Source organism: Candidatus Chlorohelix allophototropha, assembly GCF_030389965.1.
Taxonomy (GTDB): Bacteria; Chloroflexota; Chloroflexia; order Chloroheliales; family Chloroheliaceae; genus Chlorohelix; species Chlorohelix allophototropha.
Window position 1 is genome coordinate 1,814,862 of the sequence record NZ_CP128399.1, and the last position, 25,850, is coordinate 1,840,711.

46 protein-coding genes are annotated in these 25,850 nt (G+C 46.3%); 41 read left to right on the forward strand and 5 right to left on the reverse strand.

Annotated features, from left to right (window positions below):
• The first annotated feature begins 7 nt into the window (after window positions 1–7).
• From OZ401_RS07830 to OZ401_RS08020, 39 genes are all read left to right on the forward strand, one after another.
• Window positions 8–850 (forward strand): helix-turn-helix domain-containing protein, encoded by an 843-nt coding sequence (locus OZ401_RS07830; RefSeq protein WP_341467667.1) that lies wholly within the window; start codon window positions 8–10, stop codon window positions 848–850.
• Window positions 834–2,276: a DnaB-like helicase N-terminal domain-containing protein gene (locus OZ401_RS07835; protein ID WP_341467668.1), complete on the forward strand. Its 1,443-nt coding sequence runs from the start codon at window positions 834–836 to the stop codon at window positions 2,274–2,276. Before OZ401_RS07830 ends, OZ401_RS07835 begins: the two co-directional genes overlap by 17 nt.
• Before the next feature lie 180 nt (window positions 2,277–2,456).
• Entirely contained in the window at window positions 2,457–2,849 is a 393-nt protein-coding gene (locus OZ401_RS07840) for a hypothetical protein (protein ID WP_341467669.1), read from the forward strand.
• Window positions 2,850–2,853: 4 nt separating this feature from the next.
• Window positions 2,854–3,693 carry a ParB/RepB/Spo0J family partition protein gene (locus tag OZ401_RS07845; protein ID WP_341467670.1) on the forward strand — a complete coding sequence of 280 codons (840 nt, stop codon included), beginning with the start codon at window positions 2,854–2,856 and terminating at the stop codon, window positions 3,691–3,693.
• 175 nt (window positions 3,694–3,868) lie between these two features.
• Window positions 3,869–4,687 carry a hypothetical protein gene (locus OZ401_RS07850; protein WP_341467671.1) on the forward strand — a complete coding sequence of 273 codons (819 nt, stop codon included), beginning with the start codon at window positions 3,869–3,871 and terminating at the stop codon, window positions 4,685–4,687.
• A complete protein-coding gene (locus OZ401_RS07855) occupies window positions 4,680–5,051 on the forward strand; it encodes a MerR family transcriptional regulator (protein ID WP_341467672.1) in 372 nt (123 codons plus the stop codon). The genes OZ401_RS07850 and OZ401_RS07855 overlap by 8 nt, the downstream gene beginning before the upstream one ends.
• Before the next feature lie 4 nt (window positions 5,052–5,055).
• Window positions 5,056–5,484 carry a RusA family crossover junction endodeoxyribonuclease gene (locus tag OZ401_RS07860; RefSeq protein ID WP_341467673.1) on the forward strand — a complete coding sequence of 143 codons (429 nt, stop codon included), beginning with the start codon at window positions 5,056–5,058 and terminating at the stop codon, window positions 5,482–5,484.
• A 14-nt stretch (window positions 5,485–5,498) separates the two neighbouring features.
• The gene (locus OZ401_RS07865) at window positions 5,499–5,771 is read left to right on the forward strand and encodes a hypothetical protein (RefSeq protein ID WP_341467674.1); all 273 of its coding nucleotides are present in this window, start codon (window positions 5,499–5,501) and stop codon (window positions 5,769–5,771) included.
• Window positions 5,772–6,326: a hypothetical protein gene (locus OZ401_RS07870; protein WP_341467675.1), complete on the forward strand. Its 555-nt coding sequence runs from the start codon at window positions 5,772–5,774 to the stop codon at window positions 6,324–6,326.
• Window positions 6,327–6,444: 118 nt separating this feature from the next.
• A complete protein-coding gene (locus tag OZ401_RS07875) occupies window positions 6,445–6,774 on the forward strand; it encodes a hypothetical protein (RefSeq protein ID WP_341467676.1) in 330 nt (109 codons plus the stop codon).
• Window positions 6,775–6,866: 92 nt separating this feature from the next.
• Window positions 6,867–7,151, forward strand: a complete 285-nt coding sequence (locus OZ401_RS07880; protein WP_341467677.1) for a hypothetical protein — start codon at window positions 6,867–6,869, stop codon at window positions 7,149–7,151.
• Entirely contained in the window at window positions 7,141–7,401 is a 261-nt protein-coding gene (locus OZ401_RS07885; protein WP_341467678.1) for a hypothetical protein, read from the forward strand. Before OZ401_RS07880 ends, OZ401_RS07885 begins: the two co-directional genes overlap by 11 nt.
• 4 nt (window positions 7,402–7,405) lie before the next feature.
• The gene (locus tag OZ401_RS07890; protein ID WP_341467679.1) at window positions 7,406–7,702 is read left to right on the forward strand and encodes a hypothetical protein; all 297 of its coding nucleotides are present in this window, start codon (window positions 7,406–7,408) and stop codon (window positions 7,700–7,702) included.
• 14 nt (window positions 7,703–7,716) lie between these two features.
• A complete protein-coding gene (locus OZ401_RS07895; RefSeq protein WP_341467680.1) occupies window positions 7,717–8,142 on the forward strand; it encodes a hypothetical protein in 426 nt (141 codons plus the stop codon).
• Entirely contained in the window at window positions 8,132–8,548 is a 417-nt protein-coding gene (locus OZ401_RS07900) for a DUF488 family protein (RefSeq protein ID WP_341467681.1), read from the forward strand. The genes OZ401_RS07895 and OZ401_RS07900 overlap by 11 nt, the downstream gene beginning before the upstream one ends.
• Window positions 8,549–8,559: 11 nt before the next feature.
• Window positions 8,560–8,985, forward strand: a complete 426-nt coding sequence (locus tag OZ401_RS07905) for a hypothetical protein (protein WP_341467682.1) — start codon at window positions 8,560–8,562, stop codon at window positions 8,983–8,985.
• On the forward strand, window positions 8,985–9,386 hold the full coding sequence (locus tag OZ401_RS07910) for a hypothetical protein (RefSeq protein WP_341467683.1): 402 nt from the start codon (window positions 8,985–8,987) through the stop codon (window positions 9,384–9,386). Before OZ401_RS07905 ends, OZ401_RS07910 begins: the two co-directional genes overlap by 1 nt.
• A gap of 4 nt (window positions 9,387–9,390) precedes the next feature.
• The gene (locus tag OZ401_RS07915) at window positions 9,391–10,002 is read left to right on the forward strand and encodes a hypothetical protein (protein ID WP_341467684.1); all 612 of its coding nucleotides are present in this window, start codon (window positions 9,391–9,393) and stop codon (window positions 10,000–10,002) included.
• A gap of 1 nt (window position 10,003) precedes the next feature.
• A complete protein-coding gene (locus OZ401_RS07920) occupies window positions 10,004–10,225 on the forward strand; it encodes a hypothetical protein (RefSeq protein ID WP_341467685.1) in 222 nt (73 codons plus the stop codon).
• Window positions 10,226–10,642: 417 nt separating this feature from the next.
• On the forward strand, window positions 10,643–10,891 hold the full coding sequence (locus OZ401_RS07925; protein ID WP_341467686.1) for a hypothetical protein: 249 nt from the start codon (window positions 10,643–10,645) through the stop codon (window positions 10,889–10,891).
• Between the two features lie 15 nt (window positions 10,892–10,906).
• Complete coding sequence (locus OZ401_RS07930; RefSeq protein WP_341467687.1) at window positions 10,907–11,173, forward strand: hypothetical protein; 267 nt, start codon at window positions 10,907–10,909, stop codon at window positions 11,171–11,173.
• 15 nt (window positions 11,174–11,188) lie between these two features.
• Window positions 11,189–11,359 (forward strand): hypothetical protein, encoded by a 171-nt coding sequence (locus OZ401_RS07935; RefSeq protein WP_341467688.1) that lies wholly within the window; start codon window positions 11,189–11,191, stop codon window positions 11,357–11,359.
• 12 nt (window positions 11,360–11,371) lie between these two features.
• Window positions 11,372–11,608: a hypothetical protein gene (locus OZ401_RS07940; protein WP_341467689.1), complete on the forward strand. Its 237-nt coding sequence runs from the start codon at window positions 11,372–11,374 to the stop codon at window positions 11,606–11,608.
• 13 nt (window positions 11,609–11,621) lie between these two features.
• On the forward strand, window positions 11,622–11,975 hold the full coding sequence (locus OZ401_RS07945) for a hypothetical protein (RefSeq protein WP_341467690.1): 354 nt from the start codon (window positions 11,622–11,624) through the stop codon (window positions 11,973–11,975).
• Window positions 11,976–12,206: 231 nt separating this feature from the next.
• The gene (locus OZ401_RS07950; RefSeq protein WP_341467691.1) at window positions 12,207–12,515 is read left to right on the forward strand and encodes a hypothetical protein; all 309 of its coding nucleotides are present in this window, start codon (window positions 12,207–12,209) and stop codon (window positions 12,513–12,515) included.
• A 3-nt stretch (window positions 12,516–12,518) separates the two neighbouring features.
• Complete coding sequence (locus tag OZ401_RS07955) at window positions 12,519–12,803, forward strand: hypothetical protein (protein WP_341467692.1); 285 nt, start codon at window positions 12,519–12,521, stop codon at window positions 12,801–12,803.
• Entirely contained in the window at window positions 12,781–13,920 is a 1,140-nt protein-coding gene (locus OZ401_RS07960) for a phosphoadenosine phosphosulfate reductase domain-containing protein (protein ID WP_341467693.1), read from the forward strand. The genes OZ401_RS07955 and OZ401_RS07960 overlap by 23 nt, the downstream gene beginning before the upstream one ends.
• The gene (locus OZ401_RS07965; RefSeq protein WP_341467694.1) at window positions 13,914–14,693 is read left to right on the forward strand and encodes a hypothetical protein; all 780 of its coding nucleotides are present in this window, start codon (window positions 13,914–13,916) and stop codon (window positions 14,691–14,693) included. The genes OZ401_RS07960 and OZ401_RS07965 overlap by 7 nt, the downstream gene beginning before the upstream one ends.
• Complete coding sequence (locus tag OZ401_RS07970) at window positions 14,677–15,111, forward strand: GNAT family N-acetyltransferase (RefSeq protein WP_341467695.1); 435 nt, start codon at window positions 14,677–14,679, stop codon at window positions 15,109–15,111. The genes OZ401_RS07965 and OZ401_RS07970 overlap by 17 nt, the downstream gene beginning before the upstream one ends.
• Complete coding sequence (locus OZ401_RS07975) at window positions 15,108–15,776, forward strand: hypothetical protein (RefSeq protein WP_341467696.1); 669 nt, start codon at window positions 15,108–15,110, stop codon at window positions 15,774–15,776. The genes OZ401_RS07970 and OZ401_RS07975 overlap by 4 nt, the downstream gene beginning before the upstream one ends.
• Window positions 15,777–15,785: 9 nt before the next feature.
• Window positions 15,786–16,733 (forward strand): ParB N-terminal domain-containing protein, encoded by a 948-nt coding sequence (locus OZ401_RS07980; RefSeq protein ID WP_341467697.1) that lies wholly within the window; start codon window positions 15,786–15,788, stop codon window positions 16,731–16,733.
• Entirely contained in the window at window positions 16,723–16,917 is a 195-nt protein-coding gene (locus OZ401_RS07985) for a hypothetical protein (protein ID WP_341467698.1), read from the forward strand. The genes OZ401_RS07980 and OZ401_RS07985 overlap by 11 nt, the downstream gene beginning before the upstream one ends.
• Before the next feature lie 78 nt (window positions 16,918–16,995).
• Window positions 16,996–17,283, forward strand: coding sequence for a hypothetical protein (locus OZ401_RS07990; protein ID WP_341467699.1), 288 nt, complete (start codon window positions 16,996–16,998; stop codon window positions 17,281–17,283).
• A gap of 9 nt (window positions 17,284–17,292) precedes the next feature.
• The gene (locus OZ401_RS07995; RefSeq protein ID WP_341467700.1) at window positions 17,293–17,829 is read left to right on the forward strand and encodes a hypothetical protein; all 537 of its coding nucleotides are present in this window, start codon (window positions 17,293–17,295) and stop codon (window positions 17,827–17,829) included.
• Window positions 17,830–17,849: 20 nt separating this feature from the next.
• Window positions 17,850–19,274: a DNA-packaging protein gene (locus tag OZ401_RS08000; RefSeq protein ID WP_341467701.1), complete on the forward strand. Its 1,425-nt coding sequence runs from the start codon at window positions 17,850–17,852 to the stop codon at window positions 19,272–19,274.
• Window positions 19,274–19,504 carry a hypothetical protein gene (locus OZ401_RS08005; RefSeq protein ID WP_341467702.1) on the forward strand — a complete coding sequence of 77 codons (231 nt, stop codon included), beginning with the start codon at window positions 19,274–19,276 and terminating at the stop codon, window positions 19,502–19,504. Before OZ401_RS08000 ends, OZ401_RS08005 begins: the two co-directional genes overlap by 1 nt.
• A complete protein-coding gene (locus OZ401_RS08010; protein ID WP_341467703.1) occupies window positions 19,471–19,701 on the forward strand; it encodes a hypothetical protein in 231 nt (76 codons plus the stop codon). Before OZ401_RS08005 ends, OZ401_RS08010 begins: the two co-directional genes overlap by 34 nt.
• Window positions 19,667–20,020, forward strand: coding sequence for a hypothetical protein (locus OZ401_RS08015; protein ID WP_341467704.1), 354 nt, complete (start codon window positions 19,667–19,669; stop codon window positions 20,018–20,020). The genes OZ401_RS08010 and OZ401_RS08015 overlap by 35 nt, the downstream gene beginning before the upstream one ends.
• Window positions 20,013–20,351, forward strand: coding sequence for a hypothetical protein (locus tag OZ401_RS08020; RefSeq protein WP_341467705.1), 339 nt, complete (start codon window positions 20,013–20,015; stop codon window positions 20,349–20,351). Before OZ401_RS08015 ends, OZ401_RS08020 begins: the two co-directional genes overlap by 8 nt.
• Window positions 20,352–20,485: 134 nt before the next feature.
• Here OZ401_RS08020 and OZ401_RS08025 read toward each other — a convergent pair whose 3' ends face one another.
• The 5 genes from OZ401_RS08025 to OZ401_RS08045 form a co-directional block, all read right to left on the reverse strand.
• A complete protein-coding gene (locus OZ401_RS08025) occupies window positions 20,486–20,794 on the reverse strand; it encodes a hypothetical protein (protein WP_341467706.1) in 309 nt (102 codons plus the stop codon).
• 196 nt (window positions 20,795–20,990) lie between these two features.
• Window positions 20,991–21,236 (reverse strand): hypothetical protein, encoded by a 246-nt coding sequence (locus OZ401_RS08030; protein ID WP_341467707.1) that lies wholly within the window; start codon window positions 21,234–21,236, stop codon window positions 20,991–20,993.
• Window positions 21,237–21,265: 29 nt separating this feature from the next.
• Window positions 21,266–21,535 carry a hypothetical protein gene (locus OZ401_RS08035; RefSeq protein WP_341467708.1) on the reverse strand — a complete coding sequence of 90 codons (270 nt, stop codon included), beginning with the start codon at window positions 21,533–21,535 and terminating at the stop codon, window positions 21,266–21,268.
• 25 nt (window positions 21,536–21,560) lie between these two features.
• Window positions 21,561–21,806: a hypothetical protein gene (locus OZ401_RS08040; protein WP_341467709.1), complete on the reverse strand. Its 246-nt coding sequence runs from the start codon at window positions 21,804–21,806 to the stop codon at window positions 21,561–21,563.
• A 15-nt stretch (window positions 21,807–21,821) separates the two neighbouring features.
• Window positions 21,822–22,097, reverse strand: coding sequence for a hypothetical protein (locus OZ401_RS08045; RefSeq protein ID WP_341467710.1), 276 nt, complete (start codon window positions 22,095–22,097; stop codon window positions 21,822–21,824).
• Window positions 22,098–22,572: 475 nt separating this feature from the next.
• On the opposite strand from OZ401_RS08045, the gene OZ401_RS08050 reads away from it, so the two are divergent.
• Together OZ401_RS08050 and OZ401_RS08055 are read left to right on the forward strand one after the other, a co-directional pair.
• Window positions 22,573–24,201 carry a phage portal protein family protein gene (locus tag OZ401_RS08050; protein ID WP_341467711.1) on the forward strand — a complete coding sequence of 543 codons (1,629 nt, stop codon included), beginning with the start codon at window positions 22,573–22,575 and terminating at the stop codon, window positions 24,199–24,201.
• Window positions 24,149–25,828 carry a hypothetical protein gene (locus OZ401_RS08055; protein ID WP_341467712.1) on the forward strand — a complete coding sequence of 560 codons (1,680 nt, stop codon included), beginning with the start codon at window positions 24,149–24,151 and terminating at the stop codon, window positions 25,826–25,828. The genes OZ401_RS08050 and OZ401_RS08055 overlap by 53 nt, the downstream gene beginning before the upstream one ends.
• Window positions 25,829–25,850: the final 22 nt, after the last annotated feature.

Below are 25,850 nucleotides of genomic sequence, written 5' to 3' on the forward strand. Positions count from 1 at the left end.
GGTTGTTATGACAAAGGAAGCAGGATTTTTTATCGTTGACAATGAAGTGCTGGACAACTACGGGAGCAGAATAGGGGCATATGGAATAGCGGTCTATAATGCCCTTTGCAGGTTTGCCAATAGTGACGGAGAATGCTTTCCAAGCTATCAAGCGATAATGGAACGAACCGGGATGGGTAGGAGCAGCGTAATCAATAGCCTTGCAAAGCTCGAAGAAGTAGGTTTGATAGAAGCGCAAGATAGACCCGGACATAGCAAAGTTTACACCGTGTTACCACTACTCAAAAGAGCGATTGCAAAGAAGCACCCGTCCACCACACAAACGCCCACCCGTTTGTCACACAAACCAGACCCGTCTGCCACGCAAACCCTAATAAGACCTAATGAAAAAACACAATTAACCAGACAGTTAGACCACCTGCCGCAACCCGACCCGGTTTGGTCTGCAATTGAAAACTGTATCGGATTTTTACCTTCTGTAATAGTTCCAGATATTGAAGAAGCGTTGGGTAAATATCCGCGCGAATGGATACTGGAAGCCACCAAAGAAGCAGCCAGTAATAACAAGCGCAAGTGGGCGTATATCTCGGCTATACTTAAGAGTTGGGCGGAACACGGTTTCAAGGTAAAGTGGTGGGAAGCCAACAAGCCCGTAGTGGAGCAGCCCGTAGCACCTGCTGACTATCCCAAAGAGCTAGGAACGTTTAGACCCGGTAAAGATGACAACCCGGATTTCTTGCAAGCGCAAATTGAGGGCTTGAAAGAAGCGGGAGCTTTACCCGACCAGCTTGAAAGAGTGCAAGCAAAGTTGAAGTGGGCTAAGGAGAAAGCATATGCCATACGTAGCTGATTTTAACGAAGCGCAAAAGAAGCGCAAAGACGAACCGGCTATCAATGCCCCCTTGCTACATAGCCAAGAAGCGGAAGCAGCCGTAATCGGGTCACTGCTGATAGACCGGGAAGGGATTGTAAAGGTAGCCACCAAACTAGACCACGCTGACTTCTTCTTTAACCAACACGCCACCCTCTATCAGACCATTTACGAACTCTACTTTGAAAACCAACCTGCCGACCTAATAACCATCCGAGACCGATTACGCGCCACGAACAAACTAGGCACAGGTGAGGGTCAAGTACCTGCCAGTATGATTTTAGAGTTGATGAAAGCTACCACGACCCCTGTCCACGTTGAATACTACGCCGACATAGTTAGGAACTATAGCGCGTTGAGAAGGTTAATCAGGATAGGTTCTAAAATCAGTGCAGCCGAGCTACCAAAGAACACGAAGGTAGGCGAGGTGATTGCAGACGCACTTGAGGAAGTGGGAGAGCTTGCCGGGTGGTGGCAATCAGGTTTGGATGGAGAATATTTTACCAGTCAGGAAAAGCGGATTGAAAACGCCCATAAGCTTGCAGCCACTACTACCAGAGAGGTTGACCATCGCCCGGTTAGGTTTGGATTGCGGTCACTGGACGGGAGCATTGGAACATTTGAGGAGCGGCAAGGGATATACAACCCGCCCAGAGCGAGATTGAAACGGGGCAACACTGCTTTACTGCTTGCCTACACTTCGACAGGTAAGACCAGCTTTGTTGAACACGTAGCGGAAGCCAACGCAGAAGCAGGTTTGAATGTGGTGTTCTTCCACAATGAGCTATTGCAAGAGGAGCTTGAGGAGCGGCAATACGCGCGACTAAAGGGCTTATCCGGGTATAAGGTAAGCGAAAATCTGCTTGACGAAATGGAACGAATGGATGTAGTAGAACTGGCAAATGATGTCGCTGAATGGGAAGGTAGGTTGGATTACGTATTTTGTCCGGGATGGACGGGATTACAAATACAGCAAGAAATATTACGCCGACACAAGTGGTTATTGACCAAGACTGGCTATGGGGTTGATTTGGTGATTGTGGATTATATTGACCTATTAGCCGACCCGGAGAAGATGTTTGGTGCTACTAAAAGTGAGAAGGTAGCGAGAAACCTATCGGATTTGAAAGATGCGGCACTAAAGACCAAATCTGCAATGCTGATGACCAGCCAGATAAACAAACGACAAAGCGACCCGGATAGCCCACCAGAACCAGCGTTGGGTAGTGGTCGCAACAGTGCTGCCACCGAGTTCCTTGCTAACCTTGTGATGGCACTAACCAGAGAGGATGAGGAGTCCACCTTGAAATGCTTGAAGAATACCAATGGGAAGCAACACTGGACACAAAAACTATTCTACCTAGAAGGTCGGTTCGACTTTGCGGATTATAAGGATGGCAGATGAATTTTTTTTGGATTTACTGTTCATAGGTATAAATCTATTGACATTCTATGTGAATAAAGATATAATGCTAGTAACACAATTTACTGATAGAAAGGACGAACCAATGGACATTGGAATTGCGATAGCCCTATTGGTAATCCTAATGAATTTAATCCTTTACCTGAAAGATAGGAGCAAACAATGACTACCTTATTTTTACGACACATAAATACGGGAGAGGTGGTCGCTGCCACCTGTAAGAAATTCGGGGAAGCATTTTTGAAAGCCACCGGGATATTGCCCGTTGACCAGATTACCGAAGAAGCTTTACACAGCCTTGAGCTTGCAAGGTTGATGAGTACGGTTGAAGCAGAAGCCTTAAATAAAATCTCGCACGAATTTTATCCCTTTATGGTTGGTAGCGACCAGTGCCTAGATTGTTGGGAATTGACCCCTGCCAATGACCAAGAAGTGTATGGAGACATAACCGACCCGAAAGCGACCATAGAAGTAAAAGACCTACATACTTGCCGAGCTTGCGGTAGCAAGTGGGTAGTGATTAAACAATTTAGCCCCGTAGAGGAGGAGAAATAAAAAAATGGACGTAACGTTGAGTGAGAACAGACTCAAAGATATAGCGCAATTGCAGATAGATTTTGAACTGCCTAACCCGCCCACCTATGACAAAGCAATACTATCAATCGGTAGCATTGCTTTACCGAAAGAGGATGAAATAGACGCTGGACACGTAAAAGCTATCCTAGCCAGCTTCAAACTGCTTGGACAACTTGACCCGATAATCGTCAACGATAGAGGTACAGAGTTCGATTTGATTGATGGAAGACACCGAGTAGCAGCAGCCATAGCTGCCGGGTGGGAGACCATTGACGCATTGGTAGTGGTTCTGGATGGGAAGCAAAGCGACCTTGTACTGCTGACCCGGAATTTGGTGCGCCAAAACAATTGGTTTATGGAAGTAGCGGCAATGAGCAGGTTGTTGAAGCAGTACGAGAAGCACGAACTAGCAGCCGCACTCTCCAAAATGCCGAACGAACTAAATGGTGTAACCAAACTAGCACTGCTACCTGAACCGTTGGTAGAGCAGATTAGCAACGGGAAGGTAAGCAAGAGCGCAGCCAGCAAATTACCCAGACTCAAACCAGCCGCCTTAAAACGCCTTGCCGAGCTTGCAGCGGGTGGCACTGAAATAACTGCTGAATTGGTAGCCGATGCTTTACAGCGTGGTATCCAAGCGGGTGTCCAAGCGGTAGTCCGAGAATTAGACGTACCTGACTTGGAAGCCTTAGAACCAGCGCAAGAAGTGGTCGAGGAAATTGACCTATCCTGCCTTGACCACTTGAAAGAGGCTTCCAAGCACAAGCCGAACTACCCGATTATAGCCAAGCTGATTGAAGCCTTAAAAGTGCAATTTAGCTGACACGCATTGTAAAGCCCGTGAAAGGTTAGCATTTTTGAGGGTTTACAAAGCGCGTTTTAAGCGCAACCAGCCTAGAAAACCTTTGTAAACCCTAAAACCCACAAACCACAAAGCCCGTGAAGGGTGGTGTTTTGAGAAAAAGGTACAAACATACTGCTGATTTATAGAAAGGACTATGACAATGATTGAAGTGGATGAAAGGGGCTGTGGTAAGCGCAAACAAGACGCAGCCTACCTGATTACACCGACAAGTGAGAACGGTACTCCTTGGTATAAGTTTGTGATAGACACGCCTTTACCCATCCCGGACGGTTTAGACCTGATAAATAAGGCTGTGGTGTTTCCACGCTATGACCGGGAAGGATTAGAAGTTAGGACGCGCCGAACTGCTCTAGGGGTCGAGGTGGTGCAGCCACACGACCCGGCTTATGACGATGCAAAACCGCTGGTCGATGTTTACATTTGGATAGGAGCAGAACACTACCCATATGCAAGCGACTGGTATATGGAAGTAGCGAAGCAAGGGGTGAGCAGGAGAGTACCGAAAACCTTTCCCTTCCATATGCTGACACCGGGCTTTAGCCGAATGGTCTTTGCACATCCTAGAGGATACATCAAAAACTACTTCCAATTGACCAAACCTACTGACGGGTGTTTGCAAGGTAAAACGCCACATAGCCACATTGACGAATTCAACCACGCCGAGTTTAGTTGTGCCTTCAAGGTGTTCGATACCATCCCGATTGACGATTGCATTGAAGTAGCCGGGACAGGGGTCTATTTGAGGAGCAGACCCGGAGGAGTTAGTTACACCGTAAACAACACAGGAGAATACCAGTTTGTTGAGTACGAACCGCGCCTATGCTTCTGGTCTTACATAATGTTGGTTGATTACATCCGCTATGACGGTGAGGATGGGAGCAAGCAAGTTGACGAGGAGTGGCTAAAGAAGGTTCGCAAGAGCGGTATCGAAGTGAGGCTTTGCGATGAGTAAAAAAACAGAGACCCCTATGACGGTTAGGGAAGCATCTGATTTTATCGGTATATCAGTCCATACAGTGCGATATATCGCGGAGAACAAATTGCAGACCCGGATAATCCGGGATGGCAAGCGATACATTCTTCTTGAGGAGTTGAGCATCTTCTTAAAGGACAATCCGAAATACGCCGAGAGGGTGGAAAGGAAGTCCAAGCCTGAACCTGCTGAACCAAAGACACGCAAGGGTAAAACTTGCGCCGAGTGCAATAGCACTACGCCTCCGAGTGGGTGGGCGATGCTGTATTTCGATGACAAAACTGAGAAGACGATACAGGTATGTAACGAGTGTTATGAATACCTGTGTGCCGTATTGGATTAAGCCGATGAAGTTATTGCCAGAGCTAATCATAAAGTTACCAGCCTACCCGGAAGTACAGAATCACCGTGAGCTAAGTTGGAAGTTTCAAATCAAATCCCGCAATGAGACAAGCGATATGGTTGACTTCCTTTACCGGGATTACAAGCGACATACCAAAGAACTCGGCAGGGTAAAGGCATTAGAAGCTCTAAAGGGTGGAGAACCACCTCGCCTTGAAAAAGCTCTAATGACGGTAAGAGCGGTTTACATTAACCACTCAAACCACCACGACCCATCTAATCTGGACTTAAAAGCCTTTATTGATGGAATGGTTAGTGCAGGGGTTTTGAGGAATGATGACCTACTTGAAGTTTGGTTCAAACTACCACGCATTGACCCGAAGTTCCCCCGAATTGAGATTGCAATTTATCCATTGCCCGATGATTGGCAATAGAAAGGAATAAAACGATGGCTATTAAACCCTTAGTGCAACGACCTGAATACAGGTGGGTACTGGACCAGTCCAAAATATCCAATGACCGTGACGGAGTGACGATAAACGGGGTCAACGTGCGATGGGAGCATATAGGGGTCTCCATCACACAATCAGACGCTTGTCTCACTGCTCTTGAAAAGTTGGCAGCAAAAAATCCGGGAGCAGGTTGGGATAAACAGCTTGCCGACTATCGGGCTTTTATTGAAGGTTGTAAAGCCTATTGCAAGAGGGTGAGGGTGAGGTAAATGGTGCAGCCTAGAAACTTTGCGGACGATGCGGCAATGCACTACCGCAAAATAAAGCGGATTATTGAACACTTGCGCTTGCAAGGGTGTAAGGTAACAGACTATAGCCATATCCGGGATTACCAAAGACGAGGGATTGATTTAGAAGTTGACGGGCAAGATGTACTGGTAATTTGCGACCAGCAAATCTCAAAGACCCTTAACCTGTCCCTAGAACTGATAGAGGATTTTGAGCAAGGTATAGTGGGAGCGTTTATCAGGACGCAAGCAAAATACCTTTACTACTTCGACACCTTCACCCAGACCTTGCACATCCTAGACATTGAAAAGCTCAAAAAGGTAATTACCTTCCTTGACTATAAAAGGATGGATGCCGCGAAAGCCACCACAAGGGGCAAGGATGGACGCACCTATAGCAGCCTTAATCTGCTACTCCCATTGACCGTACTACAGAGCAATAAAGCCGCTATAAGTTACCGGGTAGTCTCCATCCAAAAAGGAGAGGAGCAGCCAGATACCGGGATGCAGGACATATTCTCAATCAGTCAGGAATGACTTTTCAAAAACTCGTTATGTTCACTGGTATAAATCTATTGACTTTATATGTGAATGTTATATAATGCTAGTAACAATATTTACTACTGATTATGAAAGGACAACAACAGTGAACAGAATGAGTTATGAAACCTACAAGACCGAATACACCAAATTGAATGATGAACTGATTGCCGCTGCCGATGAACTAAGAGCAGCCGAAAAAGTTTTGAGTGACAACCCATTAGATTTTACCTATGAACAGTTTGCCGCCCGCAATAGCGCAGACAAGAAATGCAGAAACATCAAGTTTAGTATGCGAGTTTTGCGTGAAGCACACCCAAGCCTTGAGAAGAAACGCCAATACGAGAAGCAGTACGGACACATCACTTATGCCCACACCGTAATGGTGGATGAAGTTGTGGTAAAGACCGAGCGACTAGATTGCTTCGGTAAAGTGATTAAGTAGAGCGGTAGTGCTGCCGTAGCACTGCTAAGTAAAACCTTTGTGGAGGGTACAGCCGTGAAGTAAATAACCAACCTTTCAGAATTGAATTTTGGGTGACGAAGAAGTGGTTGGGGGCTACCAAGCCCCTGCCAACCAGAAAGGATAGGAAGATGGACGAACAAACCTCGACTAAGGTCAATGAAGTGAAGTATCCACACATAACCGTCCAATTAGCAGGTGAGAATGGGAACGCTTATGTAATCCTTTTTAAGATAAAGAAGGCTCTACATAATGACGGAGTACCAGCCGCGACCATCCAAGAGTTCTTTGATGAAGCGACCAGCGATGACTATGACCATCTGCTACAAACTTGTATGAGGTGGGTGAATGTCCAATAAGATGCACGAAATGAAACTGGTCGGTACTAACAGCGATGGCTATGACGAGTGGCATTGCCCGATTTGCGGTAGAAGATTACTGCTAAAATCGCAGCCCACGCTGACTAAGTTAGTGCTTGCAATCGGTGATATGACCGCAGAACATATGGGTGTTAGACCCGGATTGAGTTTTACCAGCCGTAACGCCCTACCAGAACCTACCAAACCTGAATTACCTGTCTGGATGGAAGACTTCAGTGAAAGATGGTAGCTCAATGAAAGCGACTTTCCCTTCAACCCATTGGGGTCTCGCGGGAGACCCTAACAACATAAAGTTCGGTGGTAAAGCCACGCAATTTCTAAAACACGATGGATACCTGATTGAAATCCACCGAGCGGTAAGACGTAGCCATACCTGCGCCCGATGCAAGGGTGAAATAAGTATGGATACAAGAGATTTACACCTATACGTGATGCGTGGCTTTACCAGTCAAGTAGAGACCACCGGAATGGTAAAGAGCAGGTATCACTTGGATTGCTCTCCTTGGAAGGTGGAATTTAGAAACGCATAGGAAAGGATTGAACAATGACGATAGAAGCAAGCGAGAAGCATATGGCTAACAGTGATAACGAGCAGGAAGTACCTGATGCAACACAAGACACCCGGTATAAGTGTCAAGACTGTGACGGGCTTTTTGAAGAAAGCGAAGTGCAGACCCCTTTGTATGAGTGTGGCAATTGCGGTGAGGTATTTAACCGGGATAACAGCAACACCGGGAGCAATCACCAATGCCCTAACTGCTACAGGATGGCTTCAAAACAGGATGACATAAGCTGTCCCGATTGTACAGGTGGAGCGGTAGAAGAAGTAACCATTTACATCTGTGACGTTTGCAGTGAGGAGTTTGAGGAAGAAGAAGAATACACCAGCCATTACACCGAGCAGCATACAGGTGGCGATGACGATGATGACCCGGAAGACGAGGAAGAAGACCCGGAAGATGAAGAATAAGCTATACACGCTTGGATACACCACGACCACCGGGACGGTAGAGCTTGAGGAGATTGCACTTGCTAAGAGCGCAATCTTACTAGACATAAGGTGGAGACCTACATCTGCCTATCCGGGATGGCGAAGTTATTACCTTGAAGCCTACCTAAAAGAGCATTACCAGTGGTGCGGACAACTCGGCAACAAAAACTATAAGAAGGGTGGCGCGATTGAAATCGTAAACCCGACAGAAGGCTATCCGTTACTGCTTAACCTATTGAAGCAGAAGAATGTAATTCTGCTATGTGGCTGTGCGAATTTGGATACTTGCCACCGCTTAGTGGTAGCCAAGTTTGTAGCCCCGCTTGTAGGCGAAGCTGAACACCTTGTAGGTAACAGGAAGATTAAAACCTTAGTTAATGGTTGAGGAGTAAATAGATGGAATTACCAGAACGCGATTATACCGAAATGAAAGCATTGGTTGAGAAGTTAGGGGAGCAAGCTAACCAGAAAGGGACGTGGAAGCCCATTGAGGTTCACTGGAATGAGTCAGATTACAGGATTGAGCCAGTGGTAAACGGGAACGGATTTTTAGGTAAAACAATGGAGGAGAATTGTCCATCCCACCATACCACCTGCCGGGTGTTCCTCAAAGTGTATCTGCTGAACGATGGCGATGACCGCTTGGTAGGCGAGGTACATAGTCCGGGATGTAGCGTTGATGCCGTGTTTTACGGACTATCTGGGACTCAAAAACTATTGTTGGGCTGTGGTGGAGAAGCGTATCAAGGGGCAATCCTTCTGATGGACGCAAGTGAAGTCGAGTTGGAACACGCATTTGCAGCCGCTATGAGGTGGGACTAATGGGTAAAAAGATTGAACTACCAGCCTTCCCGACAATGTTTGAGACCATCCCGGTAGCTACGGCTTCTGGGATGGTGGACACCTACTGCTTTTACAAAAACAATGGTATCGCTGTGACGCAAGTTCTAGGCGACAGTAACCGATACGTGATGACCCACATTAACACGGGTCGGATGATGAATATCAGCTTTGAAACGTTAGAGCTTGCTAAGAAAGCAACCGACACACTAGCCCCGATGTTTGATTGGAACGCAATCACCGATGCGCCAGCCAGTTCTGCTAAGTTACCGCAAGAGGTAAGAGATACCGCGCAAGCAATGTTGAAGTGGGAAGGGGCTAAGTATATAAAGGGCGATTACTTGCCACAAGACATTGAAAAGTTAGACCAGAAGGAGCAGTAAAAAGATGAGCAATGACAGTGAGGATATTTCTGGTAATCCCTTCGATAGAGGAGAGGATAGCAAGTGGAAGATGACCACCGACTACAACAGCCTTGCCAGCGTTCTTAAAACAGGCGCATATCAAGTTATGGGTGGCGGGTTTGTGGAAACCATTAGTAAAGGCACATTGCCTTTCTTCTATACCGCAATCGGTGTAAAGCCCATAATCGTAGAAGTTAGCAAGGCTATGATGGACAATCCAAGTGGAGAAGTGAACCGTTTTAGTTGGGATGTAGCCATCCCGGTTATCCATCCTTCCATCCTTAAATCCAGCCCACCGTTGGCTAGATTGAACATCAAAACGTCTGCTAGAGATATAGCCTTCTGGTTTAACGTGGTGGAAAGTCACAGCTTGCTAACAAGAGTGCTTGAGACCAGTACCTTAGCCATTATGCCTGAAAACCCAAAGAATATTAAACCTGCTGACTTCAACCGACTGGCTATACAATCCCTCGCCTTAACCTTTCTCGGTAATCAGCTTGATACGCTTCACAAAGCAGTGCATATGCTGGACGGGCTAATACAGCCCGGAGGAGTGCGTGGTGGTAGCCATTCTAAAAATGTGAGGAACAATTAGGATGAGCTATCTTGAGAAAGTATTTACCGGGCTGGTGCAGGAATTCCCGCCAGCCACCAAACCCGCCATAATTGACGATGGGACACCCGCTTGGATTGTGGATTTAGAAGTGATGATTGAGGATGTTATTTTAGCGCGGGTGGCAGTGCTTGAAACCCTATTTCCTACTATCAATCAGGCAGTGGAGCAGATTGCAAGGGTGTTCAACGATTTTTTAGACTAATATCCCCTCCTTATCATTGTTCGTTTCCTTTCTGACAATTGCTACGGTTGAGCAAGCCCGTAGCAATTTTATTTCTCCTCTCTTTTATCAAATCCGTAAATTTACCCGATTTTAGACCCCTAATTCGCTTGAATGGCTTTACAAACAGTGTGAAGCGATTTTTAAGGGTGGTATGTTTGTACCTTTTCCCCTTGCAATCGGTGTTCAAGGGCTTTGTGGTTTGTGGGTTATAAGCGTTCACAAGCCCGTCAATGCCGCTTGCGCTTGTTACCAGCATTATGACAGGGTTCACAGCTTCACGGGCTTTGTATTGCGTATTTTTATATTCGTGTGGATGTATATTGCTTTTCTATGTGAACAGTTATATAATGCTAGTAACAATATTTACTGATTACTGATTAGGAAAGGACAAAGACAATGACTATCGTTTGGAAGAAGATTGACCGAAACATCCCCGAAGCCCTGAAAGTAACTTGCCCGATATGTGGTAAGACCACCGTAGTTATCGGATACCAGACGGGAGCAGGACACTATTTTAACAAAGCCGCTTCTGTAGTGGATTGCAAGCACTTTCGACCATATAGCGCGAAGAAGCCGACCAGACCTTGCACGATAGATTTTGACAACCTGCCGTATATGACGTGGTTTAACACTGCTGAAAAGTAGAGAGGAGCAGGAGCGATGTTTAGCTGTGAAAATTGTGGTAAGCCCCTCTCTTGGAGAGGGGGCTATGGTGAGGATACCGATATTTGGGTTTGCGAAGATGGACACGAAAACCTGCTAGAGCCACGACATTACCCGGACGTTATTGATAGTCAAGGTAATCCAACTGAGTGGTATTACTTTTATCAGGAACGACAGGCTAGAAGGATTGCACAAATCGAAGCCGAGATTGCAGAAGAAGAACGCTTAAACCCAAGACCAGTTGACGATGAAATATTTTATTAGAGAGGAGCAGGAGCGATGCAGACAGTATTTATAGTGCGAACCTTTCTAAAGTATCGGGTAGAAATAATCGGGACGTTTGAAAGTGAAACCGGGATTGTGTATCGAACAAGACGGGTGGACAAAACAGGTAAAGCATATCCCGGCTGTGGTGAGGAATGGCACACAATATTAAACCCAGACTACTAGAGGAGTAGAACGATGAAGCAGGTACAATTTGACGTTAGGGCAATCAGTAGTGGGACGTTAGGATTGCTAATCGGTAGCCCCCTTTACCGGGATATAGACCCGATTGCGATTGAGTTTGCGCTTTTCACCGATGCCACGATTGCAGAAGCAAATTATCAGAATTGGCATCAAGCGTGGATTGCCTTCTCCAAGTGCAAGGGTAAAGAATTGCAGGACGGATTGAAAAGTTTGGTTTGGAAAGTGGAGTAAGAGGATTAGAGAAATGAAACAAACAGCCTATTGCGCCGAGTGTGGTATGCCTATCGGTAAAAAAGAAGATGAGGGTCTGGGATGTGAAAATCACGTTATGCTTACCCGGATTGAGTTTGAAGCCAATGTGACCGATATGGCTAAGAGGTTATTGCAAGCGCAACCGAGCGGGAACGTCTTTTGGAAGACCAGTCTCGATGTAACCCAACAGGACGTTGAGCAGATTGTAAGCAAGTGGTTAGCACTTGTGCTAGACGAGATTAAAGATTATGCCGTGTGGTTTGCGACAAACCCTAATAGCCAACACGGTTCGATGTTCCTTGCAGCCCAAGCCGAGTATTTTGACCGCAAAGAGCTGGAGAAGTAAATCAGAGCTTGCGCGGGTCGGTAATAGCCGACCTTTTTTTGTGTCAAAAAAAGACCACCCGGCTAAGGTAGTCTATGGCACTTATTAGCTGTGTATATCACTCTACTACGCAAGACAACCCGATTGCCTTGCCCCTCTAGTTTACCATTGTGAACATCTTATTGACAAGGGTGAACAACCGTTCTAAGATAATTAAATTGTTACCAGTACCAGCCACATTGGAGGATGCACTTGAACCGCCGCAAGTTTATCGGCTGGCTGGCAGTTGTGCCAGCGATACCTGCTATATCTCGCTTGCCCGAAATGCCAGCGAAGATACCTGCGCCACCACTACCAGACCCGATTGATGAGACCATCCTATTGGATAATGCCACCGCTTTCTACCAAACCGCTTCTAAGGTAGCTTCTTCAATCGGCGATATGGCTTCCGGGTTGGAAGCCTTAAAACAGTATAAGGCTGTGCCACTGGAACAAATGCAAGCTTTTAGCCGGGATATGCAAGCCCTGTTCACCACGCTAAACAAACCTATAGAGGAGTAATAAATGACTAAGTGGATTATTAGCGGGATTAGGAAAGAGAACGTGCAAACACTGATTGACCTAATCCGGGACAAAAACGAGAAGATTATCACCTTGACACCCTATTTCATTCAATCAGTGCAATTTTTGAAACTGGACACCGAGACCGGGATAGCCACCAACTCAAGCCTACGTGAGTTTATCCGATACTGCTTGAAAGGCGAAGAAGAAGAAGCACCTGCCATCGAAGAACAAAATGCCGATGCAGACGAGGAGACCCCCGAATATGCCACGACTAAAAACAGGTGAGAACGTCTGGGACGCTGCTATCGGTAGAATGGTCGAGCTATACGAGCAAGGACACAGGATAGTCGTATCCTTTTCAGGTGGGAAGGATAGCGGGGTCGCACTTGAGATTTGTATCATTGCCGCAAGTATAACCAACCGATTACCCGTTGAAGTCATTATGCGTGACGAGGAAATAATGTTTCCCGGCACGTTCGAATATGCCGAGCGGATTGCAAAACGCCCCGAAGTTTCCTTCCATTGGATTTATGCTTGCCAGCCTATCCTAAATGTATTCAACCGGGAAGAACCTTTCTGGTGGGTCTTTGACCCGCTCCTCGACCCTGAACAATGGGTTCGCCAGCCACCGGCTAGGGCATACAAAATACCCGATATGTCCATATCCCGAATGACCATCCCAGAACGCTTTCCACCTGCGCCCGGTAAAAAGCTCTATGCCGTAATCGGATTAAGGGTAGCAGAGAGCAGGGCTAGGATGTACGGCTTGTTTTCCAGTGGTGGTCATATCACCAAAGAAAACGAATACGGCGTTGCCAATGTGCGCCCGATTTACGACTGGTCGGATGGGGATATTTGGAAAGCCCTATCTGACAATAAGTGGGATTACAACAGTGCCTATGACGTGATGTATCGGCTTGGTGTGCCGAGAAAAAACCTACGCATTGCCCCACCGACTATGAATGCTTCTGGTGTCGAACACCTTGCAATGGCTGAAAGAGCGTTTCCCAAATGGTTTGAAAAGGTGTGCAAGCGATTACCCGGAACACGCACTGCCGCTCACTACGGTAAAAGAGTGGTGCAGCCCTACCGTCAAGTAGGCGAAACGTGGGAGCAGTGCTTCAAACGCACCTGTATTGATACCGCTCCACAATGGATTAAAGACCGCGCTATTTACGCTTCCACCCGGATTGTATCAACCCATTCTGTTCACAGTACCTACCCATTGCCAGAGGTCACACCTTGCTATATGTGTCAAGGCAATGCTGGCAGTTGGAAGAAGTTAGCGGAAGGCTGTTACAACGGAGACCCCTTCCATCAAAAGGTGTGGCTGCTACCCGAAGTAGAGCCAGAGTTCTTTAGACCCGGCACTGGTAAGTGGGGAGGTAAGCCAACGTGGTAAGTCTTTCTATTGCCATTATTACTCATCCTGCTAGATTGCCTTATGCGATGGGACTACAAGCCGAGCTAAACGACCAGATTGAACGTAGCCCTAACTTCGACAGGTTTTTTACGCCAAGTCTAGTAGTGGACGATTATCCGGGTGGTTGGTATCCACGTCAAGGATTAAGAGCGGCTAATGCTTTTAATCCTAATGCTACGCACCACCTTGTGATTGAAGATGATATAGAATTGACCCCACGCTTTTTAGACACTGCCCTAAAAATACTTGAAGCCCTAGAATCAAACAACCTTGAAGTGGTACTCACATTTATGTCATTTGCGCCTGTTACTGCTACCTTGCAAGAACAGGGACACAGGTGGATTTACCGTGATACTATGAGCGGCTTTTGGGCTACAATCCTTCCAATTGAACTCTGGCAAGCTGTTTATGATTGGGGAATTTCTACCTTAGAATTTACTCCGGGTCGTCCAAGACCAATGTTCGAAACTCTTATCACTTTTTACCACCATTTTGTAATTAAAAAGCCCTGTCGGGTTTACATACCGATTCCAAACCTTGTCCAACACTTGGAGCTTGAGAGTTTGCTAGGACATAAATACTTTAATAAACCTAGAACATCTCCTACCTTCAAACGGGTTGTAACCGATACCGATGACCCGTTCTATTTAGACTGGTCTAAAGACATCACAGAGCCAGTTAAAATATCTGGCTATTCATTGACAAAGTTCTACAAAATGCCTTATTGGAGGAACTATGTCAACCAATTTTAGAATAGCCACTCTTAATAATAAATCCGTAGCTTTTTACCCATTGCTAGGACAGTTTCTAGCTAACCGCAAAGTTATAAATGCGTTGGATGGCTACCCGCCATACGATGATGATAACAGAGAATGGTTTGTAGCATTGGATGAAGGAAATAAGGTTGTCGGGTTTTCGGCTGTCGCTGATATGAAAAGCTATGTGTTACTAGCAAGTAATTACGTCTTACCTGACTATAGACACAATGGAATATTTACCCATATCACTCACCTTGAAATTGAAAAATATCGACACAAGCAAATTAGAGTTGTGGCAAACCAACACTCATCCAAACTGTATCTAGCAATCGGGTTCATCCCTTATAAACCAGCCACTAAAAACTATCATTATCTTTACCTTCAAGGATTAAAGAAAGAGGAAGCTGAATGACCGCTCAAACAGTAGCAGTGGATTACGGTGACATATGGCAAGTTGGTAAACACTTCCTATGTTGCGGTGATATTGAGCAAAACCACGCCGAGCGGTTCTTAGCCACTGGCAGGTTTAGACCGGATATTGTCTATACCGACCCTCCTTGGGGAGCAGCCTTAGCTACCGGGTTTAGAACCAAAGCCGGGTTATCTCGGCAAGTGGATTACGCCGCTTTCCTAGCCGCTTTTGCCGATAGCTTGCAAGCAGTCCCTATCGTCTTTGTCGAAATGGGCGCAAAGTGGGAAGGTCAACTCCACGAAGCCCTGAACCATAACCAGTACAAACTAGCTAGAAGATGGGAAATCACTTACTACCGAACCCGCCGAGCTATCCTACTTGCCTATACCAAATACCAGTTCTCCATCCCTATTCTTGGAGATTTCACCGGACTTGATGATGCCGATACACCCTTAGCAGTGCTACAAAAGAACACCTCGACCAATCAGGTGGTCTTTGACCCTTGCACTGGTAAAGGTCTCACTGCCTTAGCTGCCGATAAATTGCACTTGCAATTCATTGGTATGGAGCTATCGCCCACCCGCCTTGCTGTCGGCATTGAGCGATTGTGCAAGCAAGGTAACTATACCGCCCAGAAAATTCAATCATTAGCTTTTAAGAAATAGGAGTAACCAGTGAGTAAAGTTCTGAACCCTAAAAAAGACCATAGTGACGATGTTGAGCAAGAGGAGACTAATCTCACGCCTACCGAAACTCAACAGCGTGTGGTTTCAAAACGCGCTCTTAATAAGGGTAAAAAAGAGATTGAGAAAAAAGCAATCGCCTTGAAAAAGGTAGCAGTAGAGTACGTCCCTATTATGTCCATCTCGCCCAACGGCTACAATCCGAACCGTCAATCAGAGCAAGATTTTGAGCTTCTTATCCGTTCGATGGAAGAAGATGGCTTCACTACGCCCATTCTGGTGAACAAAGACCTAAAGCAGATTGTGGACGGTGAGCATAGGTGGAGAGCGGCGCAGGTGCTAGGCTTCAAGGAAATACCTGTCGTCTATACCACGATGACCTATGAGCAAGCCCGTATATCCACTATTCGCCATAACCGGGCGCGAGGCACTCACGACATTGACTTGGAAATCGACATTCTCCAAGACCTTCAAAAGTTAGGCGCATTGGATTGGGCGGCTGAAAGTCTGATGCTCGATGACGTGGAGCTTAACCGCTTGCTCACTGACATTGCTGCGCCTGACGCACTGCTTGACGCTGAATTCAGTGATGCTTGGATACCAGAGAAGTTCAACGAGGAAGAAAAGCAACTCATCCAAGAAGGGGTCAATTCAGTAATGGCAAGGTCTCACACCGATGCCGCAGGGATGGAGAGTGCTACCGCTATGACCCAGAAGGCAGTGGAGTTATCTCGTCAGCGAGAAGCACTGCTCAAAGAAGCTAAAACCGTTGAGGAACGCAAAATTGTCGAAGCCCAGACCCGCTACTACCGTGTCGCTCTTATGTTTACCAACGATGAAGCAGATATGGTTAAGCAAGTGCTTGGAGACAAACCCGCTGAAATGCTGCTCAAGCTGTGTGAGCAGGTAATAAAAGGAGAGCTATCCAATGGTGATTGAAATCTCAATTCCCGATGACGCTAGTCAAAGGATTAAAGACCATATCCTTGCAAGCCTACATCGAATGGCTCATGCCTATAACGCCGAGCTTAAGTATGAGCGATTACACGAAAATAACCCTTCACCACAAAGCCTGTCAACAGGTGGCAAAAAGAAAAAAGGTAAAACCATACAACCGTCTTAAATCAAGTACCTTCACGGGCTTTGTAGCGGGTGTCTTTTTAGACACCTTTACCCAAATTTTGAACCTACAGGTGACATTATGACAAGTAATCCCAAAGTGAATACCACCGCTTTCATCGTAATAGGCTTCCTGCTCATCACTGCTTTTGTGATGGCTGGATACCTACTCTCCTATACACAACCAGAGCGGATTATAGAGCGAGAGATAACCACGACCCCGATTGCTACCATTACGCCACTGCCAACTGCCTACCCGCTTGTAACACCTGCCACTGCTATAGCTGTGATGTTGCCCGGTAAACAAGTGCAAAGTGTCACCTGTTACGACTACAACCAAGACACCTCTTGCACTGTGAGATTGAAATAAAGGGACGGTATGGGAAGAAAAAAGCATACGGTAGTGGTAGAAACCGAACGCTCACAGCAAGCCTTTGAAGCGTATTGGGCGTTAGGCGCATCCCGAAGCCAAGTAAAGCTACAAGAGAAATTCAAAGCTGACAGGGCAAAAGGTATCGCAGTGCCTACCGTGAATATACGTCAAATCAGCGATTGGTCGGCAAAATACGGCTGGCAAAATAAAATCCGGGTTCGCGTTGCCGAAGAACTAGAGAGAGAGCGGATTGCAGCCCGTAAAGAGAAGGAGAAAGACCAAGACCAAGCGCGAAAGATTAGGCGAGGGTTACTCAATCAGTTTATCAAGATATTCAATGAAGCAGAGAAAAACCTAAAGCCCGATAAAATATCTTGGACTACTGCCATAGAAGCCTTGCGCCTAATACTACAGGAAAGCAGAGCCGAGTTTGATGATATGCCTACCGTAAAAGTGCAAGCGAACGAAATGACCAAAGACGAACTCATCAATGCGATTAACGAACGCTTGGCTAGATTGCAAGCTAACAGTAATAACCAGTAACACCCGTGAATATCTCGCAAATGTCCAAAGAGGAGCTAGTACAGTTCCTTACAGAGCTAGATAACCTTGAAGCACTGGCAGGGTCATTAGAGCCACCTAAGAAAGAGGATACCGGGTGGGTAGAGTGGGAAGTGCAAGCACGACCTAACCAATTACCACCGCAAGGTAACTGGCGTTATTGGTTGATACTATCTGGGAGAGGTTGGGGGAAAACGAAAACTGGCGCAAATTGGGTCATTAGTCAGGTGCGGTCTGGAAAGTGCAAACGCATTGCACTGGTCGGAGCTACCGCAGCCGATGTTAGGGACGTAATGATAGAGGGTGAGTCAGGGATTATGGCGAGTAGCCCTCCTTGGTTCAAACCACGCTATATTCCATCATTACGCCGACTGGTATGGGCGAATGGCGCAATCGCTACTACCTATAGCGCGGAAGAACCAGAACGCCTTCGCGGACCTCAACACGATGGGGCGTGGGTTGACGAGCTTGGCGCGTGGCGACATATGAGGATGCAGAATACGTGGGACATGATGCAATTAGGATTGCGTCTTGGAGACAACCCGCAATGCGTCATCACCACCACCCCAAAGCCCAATGCTCTAATCCGAGAACTCACTAAAATGCCGCATACCTACCTGACTAAAGGTAGCACCTATGATAACCGGGCTAACCTTGCAGAAGGCTTCTTCACCGATATTATCAAGAAGTACGAAGGCACAAGGTTAGGTCGGCAAGAGCTAGACGCTGAAATCCTTGATGATACACCCGGCGCATTATGGACGATTGATACCATTGATAAATACCGGGTGGAAGCAGTGCCACAGCTTGTAAAACTGGTAATCGGGATTGACCCGTCTATTACAGCGATTGATGATAGCAGTAACGAGACTGGCATTATAACGGCTGGTCTCGGAGCTAATCAGCATATATACATAATGAATGACGCAAGTATGGTAGCCACACCGTACAAATGGGGTCTCACTGCTATACAGCTATACCACGAATATATGGCAAATGCGATTATCGCTGAAAGCAATCAAGGTGGCTTGATGGTGGAGCATACGTTGAGAACGGTAGAGTTGGATGGCAAAAAGATAGGCAAGGACGTAGTTATCAAACTGGTAAAAGCTACGCAAGGCAAGCGGTCTCGCGCTGAACCAGTGAGCAGTATGTACGAGCAAGGTCGTGTCCATCACATCGGCTACTACCCAGAGCTTGAAAGTCAGATGACCACTTGGCTACCCGGAGAGGATAGCCCGGATAGGATGGACGCACTGGTATGGGCTTGCGCCGAGCTTAATCCAAACCTGTATCGGGTGTTCCACGCTGCCGCAGGTGGTACAAGACCAAATCCGAATGTACCTTTACCTGCCACCAATACACCACCGCTACGTATGCCGCAAGCGGGAAGGATTACTAAGCCAAATAACAAGAGGATTTTTTGATGAACCAATTGCCTAGCATCGCGCAGGTAGCACACAGGTTGAAGCACGACCCAGACCCAAAGACGGGATTGCGCCATACCGTGTTACTGGTATTTAACATAAACGGAGAGCTAAGGGTGTCGGCTAAATGTACCTTGAGAGGGTGCGGCTGCACTGTGTTCTATGACGCTCAAAAAGTAGAGAAGGATGGCAAGCAGTGGATACAAGTAACAATGCCGATAGAAGATTGACCGGGAAGATTAGGTCTTTTGCAAAAGACGGTTTCTTAACCCTTGAATTGGTAAACACGGTTCAATTACACTATGACAAGATGCAATTACCCAAAGAGGGTGACGTGGTTGATACAGTGCTTGACGGGAAGCCAGCAAGGGTAAAGATAGTCTGGATAAATAGTGGCTATATCGGGATGGAATTACAGGATGGATGAGGATAAAGTTAAAACTGAATTAGGCATGATGGTTTATTACCAGCTTATGCTTATGGCAGCGATGAAGCAGGATTGCCAAGAGTGTATCGAGGAATATCAAAACTTGATAGCTAGGCAACAGAAGCTATTCACAGACAGGCATTACACGTTTGAATCTAGGATTACAGGAGACCCGAAAATGTACTGGTATCTTTTGAGAACTCCTGAAACGCAATTAGGAGAGGGGCATAGTGCATCCTCTATTGCAAATTGGCTAGATGCAAAGCCAGTGCTTTGTGTGACACATCACCCGGAGACATATGAGTTTAACGATGAGTAAGCTACCAGACGTTAAATTCCTGCTTGCCGAGTGGGTAAGATACAACATACAGTTCGGATTATCGCACTATAGAAATTGTCTGGTATGTAGCCTTATAACCTATGAGCAGATACAGCTAAAAGAGCTAGAGTTGTCTGAGCTTGGCATTAAGGTAGAGACTGTCAGCACTGCTACTGCTACCGATTATGTAGCCACCACCACGTCTGGATTGCGCTTTACTGGCACTGTCGAGGAACTTGCACTACAGGAGTTCTTTCTAAGGATGGGAACGGGTTGTCCGATACATAACCCGGAGAATTCGGATTTACTTACTGGCGAAGATTTTCTTTAAGGTCTTGATAGTCATTTCTTTTGAGAGGGTTTTCGCTTCTTCCAAAGTCTCCACCGGGTGCGATACTAAATTAAATTCCTTGACCTCAGTCACTGACATATATACAACATTTTTGTCATTATACTTAGAGTAAGTTAATCTTTTTTAAGAGTATAGAATTCCCTTTTCTCAAACCAATCTAATACTTGGGATTCTAAAAAAAACGATGTTTTTCCTTGCTTTGAACCTTTAACAAGCTGTTTGGCTTCTCTATCTACATAGTAAGGTGTCAGGTTGTTGGCACTTATTTGAATAGAAAGATAAGTTCTAGAAATTTTGAAAGTCTCTAATATGTATTTAGAAGATAAATATTTGTTATTGTGATTGTCTCTAACACAGTCTCTAGACCTATCTCTTCCAACTATATGCTTATTTCTCATAGTAATGTTGGTAGTGGCTGTCATATATTTCCTTCTTTTTATTTGTATAAAAAATTTACGGATAGAAAGTATTTTATATACTAGCACATTAAAAATCAAGTAATTAAGTTGTTGACAAGTTACACGCCGTATGTTCAACCGTCAAAACTAATCCCAACAACCTGCCCGTATGGATGCCCCGCTTCTCTTTGCAAACTACAGTTAGCATTTAATCCCTCCTCTATTCAATGATGCTCACTGGCGCAATGTTATTAACCAACTTGCCACCCTTAGTCCAGAGAAGCATTGGCACAAAGCTCTTACCAGAGGCAATAAATAAACTTAGTGCTTGATAGCCTTGCTGCTCACGGGCATTATAGTAATTATAGAACAGTTCTTCAACACCATTGCTGGCTATATCGAACTCAAATGTAAAGTGTCTTCCGTCAGCATAGTTCACGCTCAACAAATACATAACATCCTTCATCGCTTCTGCTCCTCTCTGTAATCAGTTTGTTACTTACTCTCAAAAATCCGCTTCTGCTCAAGTCTGGGGTAATTGGCGCACAAGTTATCCAAATCCCGCTCTAGCACTTTGTAAAGTCTCTTTGCTTCTATCCGATTTTGCTCGGCTTGGTCAAACTCAAACCACATCCCGGTTATTACGTGTTCACCTACGTCTTTTAGCATTCGGGTTGTTTCTTGTGCTTCTCTAAGGGTTTTTCCAGCAGCATTTTTCAAGGCACGTAAGCGGCTATGTTCAATCTTGTAGTCTGCAAAGCTCATACGTTTCATCGCTCCTGCTCCTCTCTTAGCAGTCACGGGCTTGCAAGCTATAGCCCCAAATATCGCTTTCATCGTCATAGGTGGTTTGTCCAACCAATTCAGCACCACTCGGTTCAGTATCGCTTTCTACAAATACCAGTGCGTCCGCTAGGTGTCTTTCGGATAGCTCAACCAACTTAGCTAAGGCATTGCTGTAACCTTCAACACCCTCACTATGGGCTTCGTCATTTTCATCGAGATATTCAAACCAGTAAGTAATTTGTTCAGGCATTGCAGTAATCCTTTCTTACTTCTCTACGGTAAACTCAAAATCTTTGAGAGAGCGGCTAACAACCAACTCACCGTCAACCATTTGATAATCCCGGTAATAGGTAAAGTAAACATCCCCTAACATACCTTGCTCACCGATTACGTCTTCCAACGCATTTTCAATGGCATCAAGCACTTCATCACTAACAGGTAGTTGATACTGCTCAAGTGCATAGGCTACGTAAGCACCGTCACCGCAATACTGTCCTTCGATTTTTACACCGCTCACCGTAATCTCAAATGTGTCACCCATTGCAGTTGTCCTTTCAGTAATCAGTAATTTGTATTTGTTACTAGCATTATAGTATTGTTCACATAAGAATACAATAGATTTTTGCACGAATATAAAAACACGCAGTACAAAGCCTGTGAATATATAAACGGTGTGATAATGCTAGTAACAAACGCAAGCGGTACTGACGGGCTTTACAATCGCTGTGACCCACAAATCACAAAGCCCGTGAAGGGTTATTGCAGCAGAAAAAGGTATCAACACAAGGGTCTCAAATCTCGCTTCACACGCTTTGTAAAGCCATTTCAGCGAAAAATGCCCTAAAAATCGGGTATTTTTACGCTGGACGCAAAAATCGCACTTTTACACCTATTGACGAAATAAATAACATTATGTAATATTATTCTGTTCACGGGTGTGAACGTCAATTGTATTTTGCATAGTCGAGCATTCATCGGCTGGCAGTTAGTGGCAAAACTACCAGCCAGTGAAGTAAATGCCGACACCGACCACCGTACAGCCCCCTATACCGCCCCAACCACAGCCCCTTAAATTTAAGGTTGACCCGCGCAAAGAATATGTGTCTGGTGGTTATTACTCTTGGCTTGGCACGTATTATCGCGCCCTACCACAACACATTGATGACCTCACTGCTAATTACGGCTATGACCTTTACGAGAGGATGCTCCTCGACCCTGTAGTTTCTGCCGACTTCAATCTGGTAAAGCTGGCGATACTTGCCGCAGGTGTAACCCTGATTAGCCCGATTACCGATGAGGATGACCCGGATTACGATAAAGCGCAAGAGATACAAGAGTTTTGCCAGTGGAACGTTGATAACCTGCCAGTACCTTTTGAGCAGACCCTTGATGCACTGCTTGACGGGATGGCTTTCGGTCACAAGGTAGCAGAACTGATATGGGGCGATGGCGATGATGATTACAAGGGTAAGAAGGTAATCAAAGCCATCAAGGTAAAAGCGCAAAGGACTACTGCCTTTGTGGTGGACGTTTACTTCAACATTATCGGTATTTTGGGATTGCTGCCCGGTATCGGAGTGAGCAATCTCATATCGAGCGGTTTGATAGGCATACCTTCCACCGACCCGGCAAGTGTGTATGGTCCTATCAACCTTTTACCACGCGAAGAAAAATTTATGGTGTTCAGCTTCCGAACGCGAGACAGTGACCCGCGCGGAACATCCATCCTTAGACCCGCCTACACTCCTTGGTGGGCTAAACAGATGGCAATCCCTGAATATCAAAAATACATCACGCAATTTGCGGGTCCCACCTTGATTGGCTATACCTCGCCTGATAGCACTGCCTTACCTGTAACCGACTCAGACGGTAATCCGATTGCCGATACCAACGGCAACACGCAATTTGTGACCCCAGAGCAAGTGCTACTCAACGCACTGGTAAGCGTTCGCAACGGTACGGCATTGGCACTGCCACCGGGAAGCAAGGTAGAGCCTTTACAGGTGGAGAGCGTAGCTGGCTCACCATTTTTAGATGCTTTCTCCTACTACAACACTGAAATAACCAGAGCCTTACTAGGTTCAACCCTTGCAACGGGTGAAGCGAAGTACCAGAGCAAAGCCAGTAGCGAGACCCATCAAGACGCACTGGACTTATTGATAGCGCGTGGCAAAAAGACCCTTGAGCAGTGCATCAGACAAGACCTGCTCACCCATATGGTGAGAATGAATTACGGGGATAAAGCGGTCAAACTCACGCCTAAAGTGTCTCTCACAGACACACAGCCACAGGATTTTGCGGTCAATGCAACGGCTGTCGGCACACTGTTCAGCAGTGGGTATTTGCACGATAGCCAATTGCCAGCGTTGGATGCCAAGCTCGGCATACCGGAAAGAGACCTTGAGGAAATTGCACAGGAGCAAGCGGAAGAAGAAGCCAAGCAACAAGAATTGCTCAAGCAGATGCAGCCCAATAATCCGCAAGCGCAAGCTAATCCGCAACAGGCGCAGACAACGGGAGCGCAAAAGCCGAACGGTACTACCAAACAGCCAGTAAAACCACAGCCAACAGGTAAAGCGAAGGTAAAGCCGAATGGCAGAGAAGATAGAGACCAGAACGGAAAAGGAAGCAACAAAACAGCGTGAAGAATTACTGGCGCAAGGTTACACCCTATTTCGGCGCAAGGCACATCACGGGGCTTGCGATTGGTGTCAGGCAAACGAAGGGATTTATCCATTAAGCAACGACCAGATGTGGTTTAGCCACCCAAACTGCATTTGTAGGTTCACAGGATATGAGGTTCAGATGAGCGATACAGAAACCCATTTCGGGCTATCACAAGAGGAGCGGGACAAGATACCAGATAGTGACTTTGCTGGTCCAGACCGCACCTTCCCGATTGATAGCCAAGAGCATCTTGAGAGCGCAGCCCGGTTAATCGGACACGCTGCCAACCCGGACGCAGTAAAGCGCAAAGCCATAAGGATAGCCAAGCGCAAGGGCTACAAGCTACCCGATGCTTGGCAATCGAAGATGAGCGATGACGAGGATGACGCTGAAATGGGCGAGAGTGATAACGAGGAAGATAACGCCGAAATGGGCGTAGGGGAGACCGCTTCAAACGAATACTACAAAAACCACGCAGGTTCACCGGGAGTAAGCAAGCAGTTTAGCATCGGCTTTGCAAGTGCCACCGAGATACCAGATACCGAAATAGTGGTAAGGCGTGGCAAGGTGTTTGAAGCAGGTGACTACCCGGAGAAGGAGTTCTCCATCACACCAGAGGAGATGGAAGAAGCGGTCAAAGCCTTCAAACCAGTGCCGATTGATTACCAACACGTAGAAGGTCCGTTGGACGGAGAATTCGGCAAGCTGGCAAAAGTAAGGGTTGACCCCAAAGACCCCAAGAACCTGTTAGGTGAGGTGGCAATCCCGAAATGGCTTCACGCTTTGTTCAAAGGGAAGCCGATGAAGGTATCGACAACGTGGGATATAGCCACCAAAAAAATCATTGGGCTTGCGATGGTAAATCACCCGGCAGTAAGTGATGCAGCCGTGTTATCTGCCTTCTCGCAAGCGGTGTTTGCCAATCGGAGACATAACAAGGATGACCAAGCCACCATTCAGCATATACACGATGCTACAGCCAAGATGGGGGCTAGTTGTGGTGAGAAAGCGGGAATGGCGGCTTCCCGGATAAGTAAAGCCGATATGTCATTAGTTCAAGGTATTCACGATACTTCTGCCAAATTGGGCGCAGAGTGTTCAAGCAATAAGGAGTCGAAAATGAGTAACGATACCCAGACAACTCAGCCTGACGTAGCAGAATTTACCCAGAAGATGGCTGAAATGGCGAAAGAGGTTGAGGAGCTTAAAAGAGCTAATCAGCAACTACGGGATAAAACCCGGTATGACGAAGCGGTGAAGTTTGCGGAGAACGAGATAACCGCTAATCGCGCCTACCCTGCCGAAAAGTCAATGATGGTGGCTTTGTATGTGCAAGCGGCTAAGGACGATGAAGGGGACGCAAAGCCAGCAGGTTTAGCGCAATTCGGGGAGACCAAGCAACAGGTCAACCGGGTCACTGCTCTTAAAGCGATGTTTGCAGTAAGACCAAGCCATACCTACCTGACCCAAGAAGTAATCCGGGATATAAAGGTGGACGGTGACGGGCAGGTGCTTTTCAACAAAGAGAGCCAGCAAGCCGATACGCCGAGCGCAGACCGGATTGCAAAATTGGTTGGCTATGCGTCTGTAGCGAACGGCAAGTAATCAGCATATCAGGATTTAAGGA